12 protein-coding genes and 7 tRNA genes are annotated in these 14,834 nt (G+C 45.9%); 1 reads left to right on the top strand and 18 read right to left on the bottom strand.

Going from position 1 to position 14,834, the window contains the following annotated elements:
• Nucleotides 1-89: 89 nt before the first annotated feature.
• The 8 genes from ACTRXI_RS02410 to sigW form a co-directional block, all read right to left on the bottom strand.
• Nucleotides 90-1,046, bottom strand: coding sequence for a calcium/sodium antiporter (locus tag ACTRXI_RS02410; protein WP_474260903.1), 957 nt, complete (start codon nucleotides 1,044-1,046; stop codon nucleotides 90-92).
• 79 nt (nucleotides 1,047-1,125) lie between these two features.
• Entirely contained in the window at nucleotides 1,126-1,878 is a 753-nt protein-coding gene (locus ACTRXI_RS02405; protein WP_474260902.1) for a hypothetical protein, read from the bottom strand.
• Nucleotides 1,879-2,155: 277 nt separating this feature from the next.
• On the bottom strand, nucleotides 2,156-3,958 hold the full coding sequence (gene glmS / locus ACTRXI_RS02400) for a glutamine--fructose-6-phosphate transaminase (isomerizing) (protein WP_474260901.1): 1,803 nt from the start codon (nucleotides 3,956-3,958) through the stop codon (nucleotides 2,156-2,158).
• Between the two features lie 542 nt (nucleotides 3,959-4,500).
• Complete coding sequence (glmM, locus tag ACTRXI_RS02395; protein WP_474260900.1) at nucleotides 4,501-5,847, bottom strand: phosphoglucosamine mutase; 1,347 nt, start codon at nucleotides 5,845-5,847, stop codon at nucleotides 4,501-4,503.
• Nucleotides 5,848-5,890: 43 nt separating this feature from the next.
• On the bottom strand, nucleotides 5,891-7,441 hold the full coding sequence (locus ACTRXI_RS02390; protein WP_474260899.1) for a CdaR family protein: 1,551 nt from the start codon (nucleotides 7,439-7,441) through the stop codon (nucleotides 5,891-5,893).
• Nucleotides 7,434-8,252 (bottom strand): diadenylate cyclase CdaA, encoded by an 819-nt coding sequence (cdaA, locus tag ACTRXI_RS02385; protein WP_022794289.1) that lies wholly within the window; start codon nucleotides 8,250-8,252, stop codon nucleotides 7,434-7,436. Before cdaA ends, ACTRXI_RS02390 begins: the two co-directional genes overlap by 8 nt.
• A gap of 187 nt (nucleotides 8,253-8,439) precedes the next feature.
• Nucleotides 8,440-9,078, bottom strand: a complete 639-nt coding sequence (locus ACTRXI_RS02380) for an anti-sigma factor (protein ID WP_474260898.1) — start codon at nucleotides 9,076-9,078, stop codon at nucleotides 8,440-8,442.
• Nucleotides 9,079-9,094: 16 nt separating this feature from the next.
• Nucleotides 9,095-9,661, bottom strand: a complete 567-nt coding sequence (gene sigW / locus ACTRXI_RS02375; protein WP_474260897.1) for an RNA polymerase sigma factor SigW — start codon at nucleotides 9,659-9,661, stop codon at nucleotides 9,095-9,097.
• 233 nt (nucleotides 9,662-9,894) lie between these two features.
• On the opposite strand from sigW, the gene ACTRXI_RS02370 reads away from it, so the two are divergent.
• Nucleotides 9,895-10,119 (top strand): aspartyl-phosphate phosphatase Spo0E family protein, encoded by a 225-nt coding sequence (locus ACTRXI_RS02370; RefSeq protein ID WP_474260896.1) that lies wholly within the window; start codon nucleotides 9,895-9,897, stop codon nucleotides 10,117-10,119.
• A 129-nt stretch (nucleotides 10,120-10,248) separates the two neighbouring features.
• Here ACTRXI_RS02370 and ACTRXI_RS02365 read toward each other — a convergent pair.
• The 10 genes from ACTRXI_RS02365 to ACTRXI_RS02320 all read right to left on the bottom strand — a co-directional run bounded on the left by ACTRXI_RS02365 (nucleotide 10,249) and on the right by ACTRXI_RS02320 (nucleotide 14,719).
• Nucleotides 10,249-10,324, bottom strand: a tRNA-Ala gene (locus tag ACTRXI_RS02365).
• 25 nt (nucleotides 10,325-10,349) lie between these two features.
• A tRNA-Gly gene (locus ACTRXI_RS02360) sits at nucleotides 10,350-10,423 on the bottom strand.
• Nucleotides 10,424-10,484: 61 nt separating this feature from the next.
• Nucleotides 10,485-10,559 (bottom strand) — tRNA-Gly (locus tag ACTRXI_RS02355).
• A gap of 24 nt (nucleotides 10,560-10,583) precedes the next feature.
• A tRNA-Lys gene (locus tag ACTRXI_RS02350) sits at nucleotides 10,584-10,659 on the bottom strand.
• A gap of 7 nt (nucleotides 10,660-10,666) precedes the next feature.
• Nucleotides 10,667-10,751: transfer RNA gene (locus ACTRXI_RS02345), tRNA-Tyr, on the bottom strand.
• A 3-nt stretch (nucleotides 10,752-10,754) separates the two neighbouring features.
• A tRNA-Thr gene (locus tag ACTRXI_RS02340) sits at nucleotides 10,755-10,830 on the bottom strand.
• A 47-nt stretch (nucleotides 10,831-10,877) separates the two neighbouring features.
• A tRNA-Glu gene (locus tag ACTRXI_RS02335) sits at nucleotides 10,878-10,952 on the bottom strand.
• 163 nt (nucleotides 10,953-11,115) lie between these two features.
• Nucleotides 11,116-12,327 (bottom strand): D-alanine--D-alanine ligase family protein, encoded by a 1,212-nt coding sequence (locus ACTRXI_RS02330; RefSeq protein ID WP_474260895.1) that lies wholly within the window; start codon nucleotides 12,325-12,327, stop codon nucleotides 11,116-11,118.
• Nucleotides 12,328-12,348: 21 nt separating this feature from the next.
• Nucleotides 12,349-13,941 (bottom strand): UDP-N-acetylmuramoyl-tripeptide--D-alanyl-D-alanine ligase, encoded by a 1,593-nt coding sequence (locus ACTRXI_RS02325; RefSeq protein WP_474260893.1) that lies wholly within the window; start codon nucleotides 13,939-13,941, stop codon nucleotides 12,349-12,351.
• Nucleotides 13,934-14,719, bottom strand: a complete 786-nt coding sequence (locus ACTRXI_RS02320; protein WP_474260892.1) for an alpha/beta fold hydrolase — start codon at nucleotides 14,717-14,719, stop codon at nucleotides 13,934-13,936. The genes ACTRXI_RS02325 and ACTRXI_RS02320 overlap by 8 nt, the downstream gene beginning before the upstream one ends.
• Nucleotides 14,720-14,834 lie beyond the last annotated feature (115 nt).

The raw sequence follows: 14,834 nt of genomic DNA, 5'->3' as shown, positions 1-14,834 counted from the left end.
ACAGGAAATAGTAAACATGTGTAACCAGATGCACCTGGAAATGACATCAAAAAACTGCCCGGAACTTCCAGGCAGTTCAACAATTATATTTAGTTTCGAAGAATAATATAAATCAGGTAAATAATATACGCAGCTGCAAGTACCGCTCCCTCCCGGCGGCCAATCCTGAAATTGGTTCTCGAAAAAACGAGCAGCAGCACTGTCAGGATAATCATAAGCGAAATGTCCATAAAAATTTTGCTTTCTACAGCAAGTGGAGAGATCACGGAGGCAGCGCCGAGTACAAAGAAAATATTAAAAATATTGCTTCCGACAATATTACCGATCGCTATGTCTGTTTCTTTTTTAAACGCCGCTGTAATCGATGTAATCAACTCCGGCAAAGAAGTCCCAATGGCAACGATCGTAAGACCGACCAGTGTTTCGCTCATACCAAACGCAAGCGCAATTTCAGTCGCGCTGTCGACCACCAGGTCCCCGCCAAAAATGATGGCTGCAAGTCCGCCGACCGTCAGCAGTATATTTTTTGTCCACGGGGCAATTGGGGAGATCGTTTGGTCAACTGTCTGAGCAGCCCGGTTTCTTCTGGCAACTTCAAATATATAATATAAAAACACGGTAAAAAACAGCAGGAACACAAAACCATCACTGCGTGTAATGACATTTTCACTAAGTGCCTGAAGGGCAGTGTCACTCATTAGAATAAGAAGCGCGACCCCTGCAAGCAGTGTGAAAGGAATTTCTTTTCTCACTGTTTCATTCTCGACAGCGAGGGGGGCGATTAAAGCAGTAACGCCAATCACCAGCGTAATGTTAAAGATATTGCTTCCAATTACGTTACCAAGGGCGACGCCAGCGTTTCCGTCCAAAGCAGCAAGTACACTCACCGTCGCTTCCGGAGAGCTTGTGCCAAAGGCAACAATCGTCAGCCCGATTAAAAGCGGGGACACTTTTAAATTACCGGCAATTTTCGAGGCACCGTCCACAAAAAAGTCGGCTCCTTTAATCAATAGCGCAAAACCAATAAGTAAAAACAAATACGACAACCGCTTCACCCTCATCTCGATGTACTTAATAAAAATTTACTATATCGTCCGCAGAGACTTTTAGTTTCACCAGCCGCTATTATCTTTCGGGAAAAAGAATGTCTATTTCTTCATTCAAATTCTCATGCTGAAAAACCTCTTCTTCGTCCTCTATTATATCAAATGCCTCTTTCACATTTTCGGGAAACTCCCGGTTTAACATGTAGTACTCAAGCAAATCTGCATCCTGGTCGTAATAATACTCTTCAGCTGCAAAACTCAGCTGATCTGAATAGTCCAACAGCTCTGTCAACGTATACTGATAGGCCGAGTGAAATTTTTCATAGCCCTGAGGCTCGTAAACGATCTCTTGTGCTTTGTTTAAAGCTCCGTCGAGAGATAATAATTCTTCATTCGCCCGGTGCCAATAGTCTGAATTTTTATTTTGATTCAACGCTTTCAGCGCTTCTGTAGTTGAAGAAAGCTGAATGCTGATGTATTCCATTTCTTTTAAGATTTCCTGTTCGTAGGCTTCGTTCACCTCGGAGCTATTCAAAGCCCCTGATTCTACAGCAGCAGTTTTAACGTTTTCTTTTTCACTTCTTATTTGACGAAGATCTGCCGCCCCTGACTCAGCCGTTTCTTCTGCAGAGCCCAATGAGACCTTTTCGAGATAAACCTTACTGTCCTGCTGAATTAAGTAGTACATACTGGATCCGCCTATAAGGAGGCCGGCTGCCATCAAAGAAACGACGATTTTTCTTTGTACTGCGATCAGTAAAATAATGCAGGAGGCAACTAATATAAAACCAAAAGCGGTACCAACAACCGGCAGTATCGAAGCTATTTCCACAGTCTTTCCCCCTGAATATGATATTTTCACAGCAGTATATTGTTTTCCCATTTTTGTACATCACTTCAATAGCAGCGGTTAAGTACAATATATCTTCCTTATTATACCTAATACCAGTAAAATTTCCTATAAATTATAGTTATTTCAGCCTAGGTTGATTCAGACTCACATTACCGTTTGTTTTTCTGTGTTATTCAGCATTTCCTTTAAAAAAAGGCCCATTGGATGTCGTCCAATGGGCGCTTAGTGTATATTTGCTATCCTGCCAAACTTTTAGCTATTCGACAGTTACGCTTTTTGCCAGGTTGCGCGGTTTGTCTACATCGCAGCCGCGGTGCATCGCTGCGTAGTAAGAAATAAGCTGCATTGGAATGACCGAAACGATCGGAGTCATCACTTCATGCATATCCGGAAGCACAATATTATCGCCTTCCTGCTGATTGGTTTCCGAAGCAATAACGCACGGTTTCGCGCCGCGGGCCACCACTTCCTGCAGGTTGCCACGCGTGTTTAGGTTCACGTGGTTCTGCGTCGTTACTGCAATGACCGGCGTGCCTTCTTCAATTAACGCAATTGTGCCGTGCTTCAGCTCGCCGCCGGCAAACCCTTCAGCCTGAATATACGAAATTTCTTTCAGCTTTAATGCACCTTCAAGCACAACGTGATAGTCGAGCGCGCGGCCGATGAAGAAGCAGTTGCGGGTTTCACTCAAGTATTCTTTCGCAATGCCTTCCATAACATCTTTTTGGTCACAAAGAGTCTCCATGGCGTTGGCCGCGAGCCCCAGCTGCTGAATAGCATTGAAGTCAGATTCAATACCGCGGGCACGGGCAATGTCCATAGCAAGGATCGACATTACAGCCATCTGCGCAGTGTATGCTTTCGTTGAAGCAACTGCAATTTCAGGACCGGCATACGTATGAAGCGTAAAGTCTGCCTCCCGGGAGAGCGTCGATCCAGGAACGTTCGTAATTGTGATTGACGGATGCCCCTGTTTTTTCACGTTTACAAGCACACCACGGCTGTCTGCGGTTTCCCCGCTTTGGGAGATAAAGATAAACAACGGATTTTCAGAAAGAAGCGGCTGGTTATACAAAAACTCGCTCGCAATGTGTACTTCCACCGGCTTCTGCCCAATTTTCTCGATCATTTCCTTACCTACAAGCCCGGCATGATAGCTTGTACCTGCTGCCAGAATATAAATACGGTCCGAATGATTGATCGCCGCACGAATATCTTCTTCAAGCTTAATGTCTCCATCTTCATCCTGGTATTTCTGGATGATGTTGCGAATAACAAACGGCTGCTCATCAATTTCTTTTAACATAAAATGGTCGTACGTGCCCTTTTCTGTATCGGACTCATCAATGTCTGTCACAAAAGGCTCGCGAGTCTGAACGGTTCCTTCCAGGTCTTTTACCTGAACAGAGTCACGCGTCACAATAACGACTTCTTCATCCATAATTTCAATAAACTGCTTCGTCGTATGAAGCATTGCCATCGCATCCGAAGCAATAACGTTTTTCCCTTCTCCTAAACCAACGAGGAGCGGGCTCTTATTTTTTCCGACATAGATGGTTTCTTCATCATCGTTGTCGATTAATGCCAAAGCGTAGGATCCTTTTAGAAGAGCCAAAGTACGCCGGAAGGCAGCTTCTGTTTTGAGCCCTTCCTGGCTGAACTTCTCTACAAGCTGCACGATAATTTCCGTATCAGTCTGGCTGCGAAGAGACACTCTGTCAAGGTAATGCTGCTGAAGCTGCTGATAGTTCTCAATGACACCATTGTGTACAAGCGTAAAGCGGCCGCTGATGCTTTGATGCGGGTGCGCATTGTCCCGGCTCGGTGCTCCGTGTGTCGCCCAGCGCGTGTGGCCGATGCCTATCGTTCCGGAAGCCTGGCCGTTTACCGTTTCTTCAAGAGCGGCAATACGCCCTTTTTCCTTGTATACACTAACTCCGTCGTTGTCCACTACCGCTATACCTGCAGAATCATACCCCCGGTACTCGAGTTTATGAAGTCCCTTTAACAAAATGTCCGACGCCTGCTCATTTCCAATATACCCTACAATTCCACACATACGTGGATACCCTCCTAATAATCGGCGGGGCATAAGCATATGTCGCGGGACATTTACTGATGCCCCACTCGTCTCGTTTAATTTTTTATTGATGTTATCTTCACGGGTGCTCATTCACAATTCTATTTACCAGTTTTATGCCTGTGTCCTGGCCTTTAGCCACGAAGTCGCCTTCATGATTTGAGCCAGTACTTTCAGCTGAGACATGCAGCCGGGAGGCATCCGCCGATTACTCGATAAACCTCCACCTCGTCAACTGTTTTGTTGTTCGTTCCAAAACAGTCCAAGCGCTTTCAATAATGAAACTTTACTCCTGCTCCTTTCTTCACTAGATTTATACATAATAATACGCTATCTGCTTGCTGTAATCAATTGTGAAATTGTGAAATTTTTTCATGCAAATATGTATATTTCCTATTTTTAAGAAACACTTAATATTAGTCGCAATCTGCATAAAAAAGTTACGTCCCCATATCAACGTTGCCGGAATTAATTTGTTTTAAACGTAAAAAAACACCGGGGGCGGCCCCGGCGCATTATAATTATTTATCCAAGCCCATTTCTGCCTGGACTACGTCAGCAATTTCTTTTACGTAATTGTTGCACAGCTCTTCTGTTTCAGCCTCCGCCATCACCCGGACGAGCGGCTCGGTGCCGGAAGGACGCACAAGAATTCTTCCTTTGTCCCCGGTTTCAGCTTCAATCCGGTCTATCACTTCTTTAACCTTTGGATTATTTTCCACCTCGTATTTATCCGTTACGCGGACATTAACCAGCTTTTGTGGAAACCTCGGCATTTCAGCGGCAAGCTCCGATAATTTTTTGCCTGATTTCTTCACCATATCCACGAGCTGCAATGCGCTCAGCATTCCATCTCCTGTGGTGGTTAAATCAAGGAAAATCAGGTGCCCGGATTGTTCTCCGCCCAGGCTGTATCCGTTTGCCCGCATTTCTTCCATGACGTGACGGTCACCCACCTTTGTCTGCACCGTTTCAACATCAACCTCCCGAAGAGCTTTATGCAGGCCGATGTTGCTCATAATCGTCGTTACTACCGTGTTTTTATTCAGCATCAGCTCCTGCTTCAGATGCTTGCCGCAAATATACATAATCTGGTCCCCATCAACAATATCGCCATTCTCATCTACAGCAATCAGCCGGTCCGCGTCGCCGTCAAAGGCAAGACCGAGGTCCGCGCCTTTTTCAACAACGAAAGCAGCCAGAGCTTCCGGATGTGTGGAGCCGACACCCTCGTTAATATTAATTCCGTCCGGGTTGTTTCCAATGGTAGAAATATCAGCCTCAAGGTCTGCCATTAAATGCGGAGCTAAAGAAGAGGCTGCCCCGTTTGCACAGTCGAGAGCAATATGCAGACTCGAGAAGTCCTCACTGACTGTATTTTTCAAAAACTGGAGATACTTCTGACGGCCTTCAAAATAATCATTGACGCTTCCAAGCTGTCCTCCAACCGGGCGAGGCATCTGGTCGTCTCCTTCAAGATAGCGCTCGATTTCCGCTTCCTGCTCGTCATTCAGCTTGAACCCATCTGCTCCGAAAAATTTGATGCCGTTATCTGCAACCGGGTTATGCGAAGCAGAAATCATAATTCCTGCCTGAGCACTGACTGCCTTGGTTAAATAAGCTACTCCGGGAGTGGTAATGGTTCCCAGGCGCATCACTTCCACCCCAATGGAAAGAAGCCCGGCCACCATCGCCCCTTCAAGCATTTCCCCGCTGATCCGTGTATCCTTGCCTATTAGCACTTTTGGTTGTTCGTGATCTTTCGTTAACAAATAGCCGCCCGCACGCCCAAGCCGGAAAGCAAACTCCGGTGTAAGCTCTGTATTGGCAACACCCCTGACTCCATCTGTACCAAAATATTTCCCCATGGTTAAATCTCTCCTTTATTCTTACACAATTCCCTGATGGTGTTTACTGCTGTTCTTCGTCTGTTTCATTATTTTCGTCCGCAGGAGCTTCCTCTTCATCTTCTGCAGGAGGTTCTTCTGTGTCTCCGGTTCCGTCTTCTTCTGTGTCCCCAGTATCTGTTTGCGGATCTGTTTCTGTATCCTGTTCATTTGATCCGCTTCCGTTTTCTGCACCTTCTGTCGAATCATCCTGACCGGAAGAGCCGCCGTCCCCTTCATTTTGACCAGACTCTCCGGGGTCATCTGTATTTTCGTTTTGCTGCTCTTCCGGCGCCTCATTTTCCGGCTCTGTTTCTTCTTCCGTTTCGTCTCCGCTTTCTTCCTGCTGAAGGGTTACTTCCACATTCTCCCTCGCTGGAGAAATCTGCACTCCTTGCGGTCCGCCCGCTTCCACAGGAAGAATATAGGACTCTTCATTCGAAGAGCCGCTGCCGCTCCAAAGAGCCTCCAGCGTAATATCTTCAGCGCTTACACCTTCAAGTGCCCCCGCATCTCCATATATTTGTACATCCATTTGCCCTGACGAAGGGTTTACCCAGCTCGTCGATGCCCCTGAAGGCAAATTCACAATAGAAATAGGCACATCTTCAAGCGTAGCCTGTTCTTCCCCCTCTATCGTCACAGATGCACTTAAATTTTCAGGATTTGTCCGCTGGATGCCATCCGGAAGCTGTACATCCAGTTCATACGTTCCGCTTTCACTGATTTCATTCAAGTCGAGAGCCGCATTAATGCTTTCTGTACTCTGCACTGCTTCCTCGCTGCCGTAAATAGTTACTGCTTCATCGGAAACCGTGACTTCACTAATTGCTGTATCTGCACTCAAACTTCCCGTTCGTTCGACGTTCACAGGCACCTCTTTTGAAGGAGCATCAGCAGACAACTCCACTGATGCTTCCTGCGGTTCTATATTGACGTCCAGTTCATTGCCTTCCGTATCGAGCGCCACTATCGGGAAGTTTCCATTGATGTCCCCATCTGCTTCAGATACATCCACCTGGGCAACCACCCGGTCAATTTGTTCGATAATTGTTCCGGCCCCGCTCACCGTCACTTCCTCGGGGCTGACGGTCGGGTTCCCAAAAGAAAACTCTTGATTCTGCTCTTCATTCAAAATTTGTGTTTCAAGCGGAAAGGTCGTTTCCTGCTTTTCCTCAAGCGTCACTGTCGCGTACTCCGGTGACGGAGTCACTTCCAGGTCTGTCGGAAAATCCCGGTGGCTTACCTGAACGTTGTGTGTTCCGGCGCCCAGATTCTGCATATCTAAATATAATTCATAACTGTCCGACCGGGAGAGACGAAACAGCATAATAGCCGTCTGTGAACCGGCGAGCGTAACATCTGCGTTCTCAGTCATATTTGTAACAGCATATTCTTCTTCATTGTACTCCGGGGTAATGTTCACATCTTCGATTGTATATGTTTGATCTTCCCCGTCCGGCACGACCCCGGCATTATTTACCGTAGGATCCATATTCACAATTAAGTAAAGCATCACGGCAAAAGCAAGAGAGATAAAGCGGACAAACCACTTGTTTGCAAAAAGCTTATCCATCTTTTTTCCCTCCCCACTGCCAGATACTCGATGAATTGTTTTCTGCCATCAAATCCTTTTCAAGCATTTTACGGAGTGTTTCCTCATCAACATCACGGTGAAGATCTCCGTTTTTAGTAATGGATATGCTGCCGGTTTCTTCCGACACAGCCAGCGTAAGTGCGTCCGTTACTTCACTCACCCCGAGAGCGGCACGGTGCCTTGTGCCCAGCTCTTTTGAAATAAAGGGGTTTTCTGACAAAGGAAGGTAGCAGGCAGCGGCGGCTATTTTGTTCTCTCTCATCACTACCGCCCCGTCATGAAGCGGAGTATTCGGAATAAAAGTATTAATCAGCAGCTCTGATGTAATGTTTGCATCCATGGAAATGCCGGTTTCAATATAATCATTCATTCCTGTTTCGCGTTCGATGGAAATCAGCGCCCCGATACGCCTTTTCGCCATATACTTTGTTGATTTCATAATGGCATCAATAGTTTTTAACGTTTCGTCTTCTTCTACATAAGAAGCTCTCCCGAAGAGCCTTCCCCTGCCGAGCTGTTCAAGGGCACGCCGGAGCTCCGGCTGAAATATGATAATAATTGCAAGCAGTCCGTATGTAACCGAGTTCCCCATAATCCATTGAAGCGTCCGCAGACCAAAAAAACTGCTTATAAACCAAACAGCTAAAATAACAGCAATGCCTTTTACCAGCTGGACGGCCCGAGTGCCCCGGATAATCGTGATTGCTTTGTAAATGACATACGCCACCAGCGATATGTCTACGACAATTCGTATGATGTTAAGTAAATCGAAATCTTGTCCAGCAAACATGGCACTTCCTCCAATTGATTCTATCGCGTAAGCAAAGTAACGGTTATATTATATCACAATCACTTCTATTCTCTGCGTGCTTTATTTGGATTTTCGGCAAATTTTATTATACAGTTTGTCTCCGGAATAATATGCAAACAGCAGCACGCTCTGCCGAAAGCCTGCTGCTGTTTTATAAACGCCTGTATTATGACGCTTCTTCGTCATCCATATGCCAGGCTTCCTGACTTATTCGTTTCGTATGGTACCAGATCCACTCAAGCACCTGGTCCACTTCCTCAATATTGCCGGAAACGCTGCCCGCCGAAGCCATGTACGGCTCCCCATTAATCACCGTAAGATCCCCATTTACGTTCCCATGCACATCAACCTCTCCGTTTCGAACGGTTAAATCTCCCTGCACTGTTTCATCCTCCGGTATGATTACTGCGTTGTTATCATAATCAATATTTACGTTCGCCCGGTCGCCAGTGACCGTCATTTCAGCTCCCGCCTGATCATTCCAGGCAAAAAGCACACTTGAAGCCATCAGCACAATAAACATGGAAACTGCAACCAGCACAGGATGCTGCCTGGACCATGTTTTCCAGGCTGTCCGTTTTCTTTTCTTAGGCAGTTCTTTCATGACGCTGTCAGTAAAAGTCTCCGGAGCCCAAACGTGCGAAGCTCCCTGCACTATTGTCACTGTCCGCTTCAATTCCTGGAGACGGTGCGCGCATTCTGGATTTTTTTTGATGTACGTATGGAACTTTTCTTTTTCGCGTTCATCCATATCGCCGTCAATGTAGCGCTGGATATACTCTTCCTCCCGCTCGTTTAAAGCCATGGTCCCACCCCCTCATTCACGTGTTTCCCAAATGTTTTCTTAAAGCTTCGCGCCCCCTGTGCACATGCGTTTTCACCGTATTTTCGGGAAGATCCAGTATGTCACTGATTTCCTGAATGGAAAGATCTTCAATGTAGCGAAGGACGATAGCTGTCCGGTATTTCGGCGGCAGCTTCAATATCCCTTCCTGCACCCACTCCTGCATTTCCATTGTCACAACCTGTTCATCCGGCAGCTTGTCCGGCGAAGAAAGCTGCGAATATCCATCGAGCCCTTCCGCTCCGGGTATTTCTGCGTCCAGGGAATAGTCCGGCTTTTTCTTACGGAGACGATCGATGCAAAGATTTGTCGTAATACGGAAAAGCCAGGTGGAGAATTTTCTTTTTTCGTCATAGCTCTCAATGTTGGCATATGCTCTCAAAAATGCTTCCTGAGCCATATCCTGAGCTTCGTAGGCATTGCCCACCATCCGATAGGCGATTTGATAAACCTTGTCCTTATACAAATCAACCAATTCCCGAAAAGCTTCCTGATCTCCGTCTTTTTTCACTTCTTTCACTAGCCGTTTCACTGTTGCATCCATTTGGCGACCTCCACCTCGTGGGACTATACATACGTTCAATAAGTCTATCCGTTTCATTTATTCAACAGCCTTCGGCTGCTTAAGACATATTTACTATGGTAATTTTTTCAATTCATCCAATTGTAACACGGTTTTCATCCCCTATCTTTATCCATATTACTATTTATGCACCCTCTAGAACCATAGTCACATTTTGGAAAATATGGCATAAATACCTTTGAAAATGAGTTAAAATGGGTAATAATGTAAACATGAACAAAATAGGAGGTGAAGAACGTTTGTCTCAACAATATTTACGGCAGGAAATAGAACAAACAAGAGACAGACTCCATCAACTGACTTCCACTCATACGGCTTCTCTGGTTTCGGATGATGTCCTGGCTTTAAGTAAGGAACTGGATGTTCTTTTAAATAAATATGAGCTTATATCCCGTAAAACTCTTATGCACTCTTCGTAAATGCATAAGAGTTTTTCTATGCCCGCGTATTCTACCATGATTCTTTCAGACATTCACCCCCGAAGGGTTAAAAGCCTTAAAATTGACATAAAAAAAACAGCCCTTCAGGCTGAATGCGTTCATGTTGTTTGGTGGAGCCTAGCGGGATCGAACCGCTGACCTCCTGCGTGCAAGGCAGGCGCTCTCCCAGCTGAGCTAAGGCCCCCTGAGTATATTTGATTTAACAAAAATGGAGCGGGTGATGGGAATCGAACCCACGACATCAGCTTGGAAGGCTGAGGTTTTACCACTAAACTACACCCGCATAATCTATATATAAATCAATACTGTTCATACTATCACTGCTTATCCTGCTCGTCAAATAATGGAGCGGAAGACGGGATTCGAACCCGCGACCCCCACCTTGGCAAGGTGGTGTTCTACCACTGAACTACTTCCGCAGTTCAAAGCATGGATAATTACAATGGTGAGCCATGGAGGATTCGAACCTCCGACCCTCTGATTAAAAGTCAGATGCTCTACCAACTGAGCTAATGGCTCGTATTAATGGTGGAGGGGGACGGATTCGAACCGCCGAACCCGAAGGAGCGGATTTACAGTCCGCCGCGTTTGGCCAACTTCGCTACCCCTCCACGTGGTGCCGGCCAGAGGACTTGAACCCCCAACCTACTGATTACAAGTCAGTTGCTCTACCAATTGAGCTAGACCGGCGCGTGGAAAACTCACTACATGCCTTTCGGCAAAAGCAGCTTTATGTATGGTGACCCGTACGGGATTCGAACCCGTGTTACCGCCGTGAAAGGGCGGTGTCTTAACCACTTGACCAACGGGCCGTAAGCTGAATTAAAGTTTTCTTTCATTGCTACAATAAAGTATTCTAAAGCATTTTTTCCTCTCTTGCAACCAAATTACTATATTCAAAAAAGTTTGATATTTTTATATTTTGCTTTGTCAGCATATAAAAAGCCGGCCTGTCATCACAGGCCGGCTGAACAATTATTGTCGATTGGATGCAGAGCCTGTTTTTGTGCCGCCTTTACTTCCCTGGCCGCTTTGAAGAGAAAACAGGTTGGAATCGATTGAAAACGTCAGTCTTTCTCTTTCCCGTTTCCGCTTTAATGCCAATTGAATTAACTGGTGAATCAATTCGCTGTAGCTTTTCCCAGCCGGATCCCATAGATAGAAGGAAAGCGAGCCCGGGATCGTATTGATTTCATTTACAAATACTGTTTCGGTGCTGTCCTCAATCAGGAAATCGATTCGGGAGACGCCGCTGCAGCCGAGAATTTGGAACGTATCCTTGGCCAGCTCCCGTACTTCGCCTGCTTTTTCCTCTGTGATGGGCGCCGGGATTTCCCGATCTGTCGCTTCCATCCCCTTGGATGAACTACCGTTTTTACCGCCCTGATATTTGTCTTTATAGCTCAATATTTCATCTGTTTTGAGCACCTTTTCAATCACTGATGCTTCTACGTCCTCGTAGTCGCCAACAACAGAGCAGTTCACCTCTGTCATACCTTCAAGCATTTTTTCCACGAGAATTTTCCCTGCGAATTCAGTGGCTTCTTCCACCGCCTGCTCCAGTTCTTCCCGATTTTTTGCTGTGCCGATACCGACGCTTGAACCAAGGTTAGCCGGCTTTACAATTACCGGATAAGGCACACTTTCTTCAATCATAGCAATGACACTTTCGGTATCCTCTGCCCAGTGGTTGCTGTAGAACCAGACATCATTTAGTACTGGCAGACGGGAGTCTCTTAAAATCTGTTTCATCATCACCTTATCCATGCCTACGGCCGAAGAGGCTACGTCGCAGCCGACGTAAGGCAGGCCGTAAAGCTCAAACAGCCCCTGAAGCGCTCCGTCTTCGCCGAACGTTCCGTGAACAATTGGAAAAGCAACATCAATGGCTGCCACTTCTTTTTTACCAAATTTAGGTGCGGGCTTTTTCTGAAGGACAACATTGTCTTCTTCTCCGTACGTAATCAGCACCTGCTGAGCCTCGTTCAATAATTTCGACATATCTTTGTAGGCTTCAATGTCTCTTAAAATATCGCCGGTATACCATTTTCGTTCTTTATTGATATAAATCGGAACAATTTCGTAACGGTCTTCATCCATGGATTCCATAGCCTGTACAGCTGAAATGACAGAAACCTCGTGTTCGACAGAAATGCCGCCGAAAAATACTCCTATTCTCGTTTTCATATTATTCCACTCCCCATGTCTTTACTCGTTGAATGAATCCGGAAGGTCATTTTCAAGCAGTACCACAGATGGCCGGGTGGCAATTTCGTTCATTTTTGCCAAAGCGTCCTGAAGATCTGAGGCAACGTACAGCTGCTCTTCCGGATAATTTTTTTCTTTTAATCCGTCCTGAAGCGGTACAGTCTGTTTCTTCCCGACCAAAATAATGAAATCACACGCATCTGCCATGTAAGTACCGAGCGCTTTATTTAATTCGTATTCTTTTTCCCCAAGCTCAACCATTCCCGGTGTTATGGCAATTTTGTATTCCGGCATATGACTCAATACTTCCATAGCCATCTTAGAGCCAACCGGATTGGAGTTAAAGCTGTCATCAACAATCGTAATGTTCCCGTTCGTTTTCTTAAGCTCCAGACGGTGTTCCACCGGCTGTGCCTTCCGCAGCGCTCTCGCTATTTTTTCAAACGAGATGCCCTTCTCGGACCCAATGGCCACAGCAGCTAAAATATTATAAATATTATGGCGGCCGAGCAGTTTGGTCTGAATCTCTGCAGTGGTGCCGTCGTATTTTACCACGGTAAACGACGTCCCTTTGGAAGAGTATCCAATATTTTTGGCCCGGTAGTGCAGATCTTCGGCATCGATGCCGTAGTAAATCGTACGGCATTGATTCTGCTGCTCGTAGCTCATAATGTTTTCATCGTCTTTATTTACAAAGGCAGTACCTTCCTGCGGAAGCGTTTCGACAATTTCAAATTTGGTTTTTTTGATATTATCGAGCGTTTTGAATGTTTCGAGGTGCTGCTCGCCTACCGCCGTTAAAACGCCGTACCGCTGGTGCACAATGTCACAGATTTCTTCGATGTCTCCCGGCCTTTTCGCGCCCATTTCAGCAATAAAGATTTCATGGTAGGGCTTCAGCATCGTACGGATCGTTTTCGTCACACCCATCGGTGTATTGTAGCTTTCCGGTGTCATGAGCGTATTAAATTCAGAGGAAAGAACTGTTTCAAGCATATGCTTCGTGCTTGTTTTCCCGTAGCTTCCCGTGATGCCTATAACTTCAAGATCCGGCATCGATTTAATAATTCGTTCTGCATCATTGACGTAGTGCTGACTGATTTTCCGTTCCATTGGATAATTAATATAGTTTGCGCCCATTGTAATAAAATACGTAAGAATCGTCGCAATGACTGTTAAAAACACGAGCCACCCAAACGTATAAAATAAAGCCGTGTTACCCAGCAGAAGCCCTGCTGCAGTAAACAGCGCAAAAAGAACACTGATGGTGATAAACAACCGCTTCACCCGCGCCGTGATTACCAGTGCCTTTTTCTCCTGCAGCTGCGGCATGGTCAGGGCCATAAAAAGAAAATAAAGGAAGCCAATAATCAGCCCTAATGCTTCTGCTCCGAAAAGAAACGGCACAACAGCTACAAGGCCGATCGTGTTCCGGATCGGAAATGCTCTCGAAGCGTGCCCTTTAATCCATCCCCAGAAGCGCTCGTTCTTGTAGGAATTCTGCTGAAGCATATGTGTGCTCCGTTTCGTAAAGCGCACCGTGTAAAAAGCCCAAGCCGCAAGGTATAGAATTGCTAATATAGTGTTAATCATGCTGTGCGGCCTCCTGATTTTCGTTTCTTAAAAAGTGATCAATGATGATTAAAAACTCATTTAAATTGTCAATGTACGAATAATGGCCGGCCCCGCGCAGCACGACAAGGCCCGCATTTGGCATTTTCTGCTCCATGATCCTGGCGTCCGATACAGGAGTGGCCTCGTCATTTTCTCCCCATACGAGCAGTACTGGAGACGTAACATGCTCAAAATGGTGCTGCAGGTCTTCATTGACGACCTTCACCATAGTCTGCTGCATCACCCCGGAAACATTTTGGTAATCTGCCGATCCGACCCGGCCTTTGACCTTGTTTAGAATTTCCTGCTCACGATTTTTTAATCCCGGCAGCTTCAGCAGCTTTTTAAAGGTTTTATACGTATATACTTTTACGTAATATTTCAGCTTTCGTTTTGGCTTAACACCCGCGCTGTCCACCAAAATAATTTTTTTCACCGGATTGCCCGCCGCTGCGTACTTAATCGAAACCCGGCCTCCGAAGGAGTGGCCGATGAGAATCGGGTTCTCTATACCGGTTTTCTGCAGCCATTTTTTCAGCATTTCAGTGTAGTCACCGACCGTCCAGGATTCGGGCGGCTCTCCGCTTTGACCAAAGCCTGGAAAATCAATAGACCAGACCCGGAAGTTCTTTTCCAGCGATTGATGCACCGGGGCAAATGCTTGAATGTTTGCGCCCCATCCATGTAATAAGACGACATCCTCCCCTTCGCCGGAAACATGGTAGTTCACGTTAATCCCATCTATATCTATATACACAGTGAGACTCTCCTATTCTAATTTTTCTATATTCTGCTCGGTGCAGACCTGCCATTTATAGCCGTACTCTATGTAATAAGTCTTTAAAACACAGTAAAAGTCAGCTGAGATACAC

It is taken from the genome of Marinococcus sp. LNHM4E3-1 (genome assembly GCF_056034405.1).
Note: the sequence above shows the minus strand (reverse complement) of the source record. Positions and strands in the feature narration are given on the sequence as shown.

Bases quoted from the DNA above. Each gene is read 5' to 3' on its own strand.
- glmS (WP_474260901.1), bottom strand. From the start codon at position 3,958: ATGTGTGGAATTGTAGGGTATATTGGAAATGAGCAGGCGTCGGACATT.
- glmM (WP_474260900.1), bottom strand. From the start codon at position 5,847: ATGGGGAAATATTTTGGTACAGATGGAGTCAGGGGTGTTGCCAATACA.
- ACTRXI_RS02390 (WP_474260899.1), bottom strand. From the start codon at position 7,441: ATGGATAAGCTTTTTGCAAACAAGTGGTTTGTCCGCTTTATCTCTCTT.
- cdaA (WP_022794289.1), bottom strand. From the start codon at position 8,252: ATGTTTGCTGGACAAGATTTCGATTTACTTAACATCATACGAATTGTC.
- ACTRXI_RS02380 (WP_474260898.1), bottom strand. From the start codon at position 9,078: ATGGCTTTAAACGAGCGGGAGGAAGAGTATATCCAGCGCTACATTGAC.
- sigW (WP_474260897.1), bottom strand. From the start codon at position 9,661: ATGGATGCAACAGTGAAACGGCTAGTGAAAGAAGTGAAAAAAGACGGA.
- ACTRXI_RS02370 (WP_474260896.1), top strand. From the start codon at position 9,895: ATGGGTAATAATGTAAACATGAACAAAATAGGAGGTGAAGAACGTTTG.
- ACTRXI_RS02330 (WP_474260895.1), bottom strand. From the start codon at position 12,327: ATGAAAACGAGAATAGGAGTATTTTTCGGCGGCATTTCTGTCGAACAC.
- ACTRXI_RS02325 (WP_474260893.1), bottom strand. From the start codon at position 13,941: ATGATTAACACTATATTAGCAATTCTATACCTTGCGGCTTGGGCTTTT.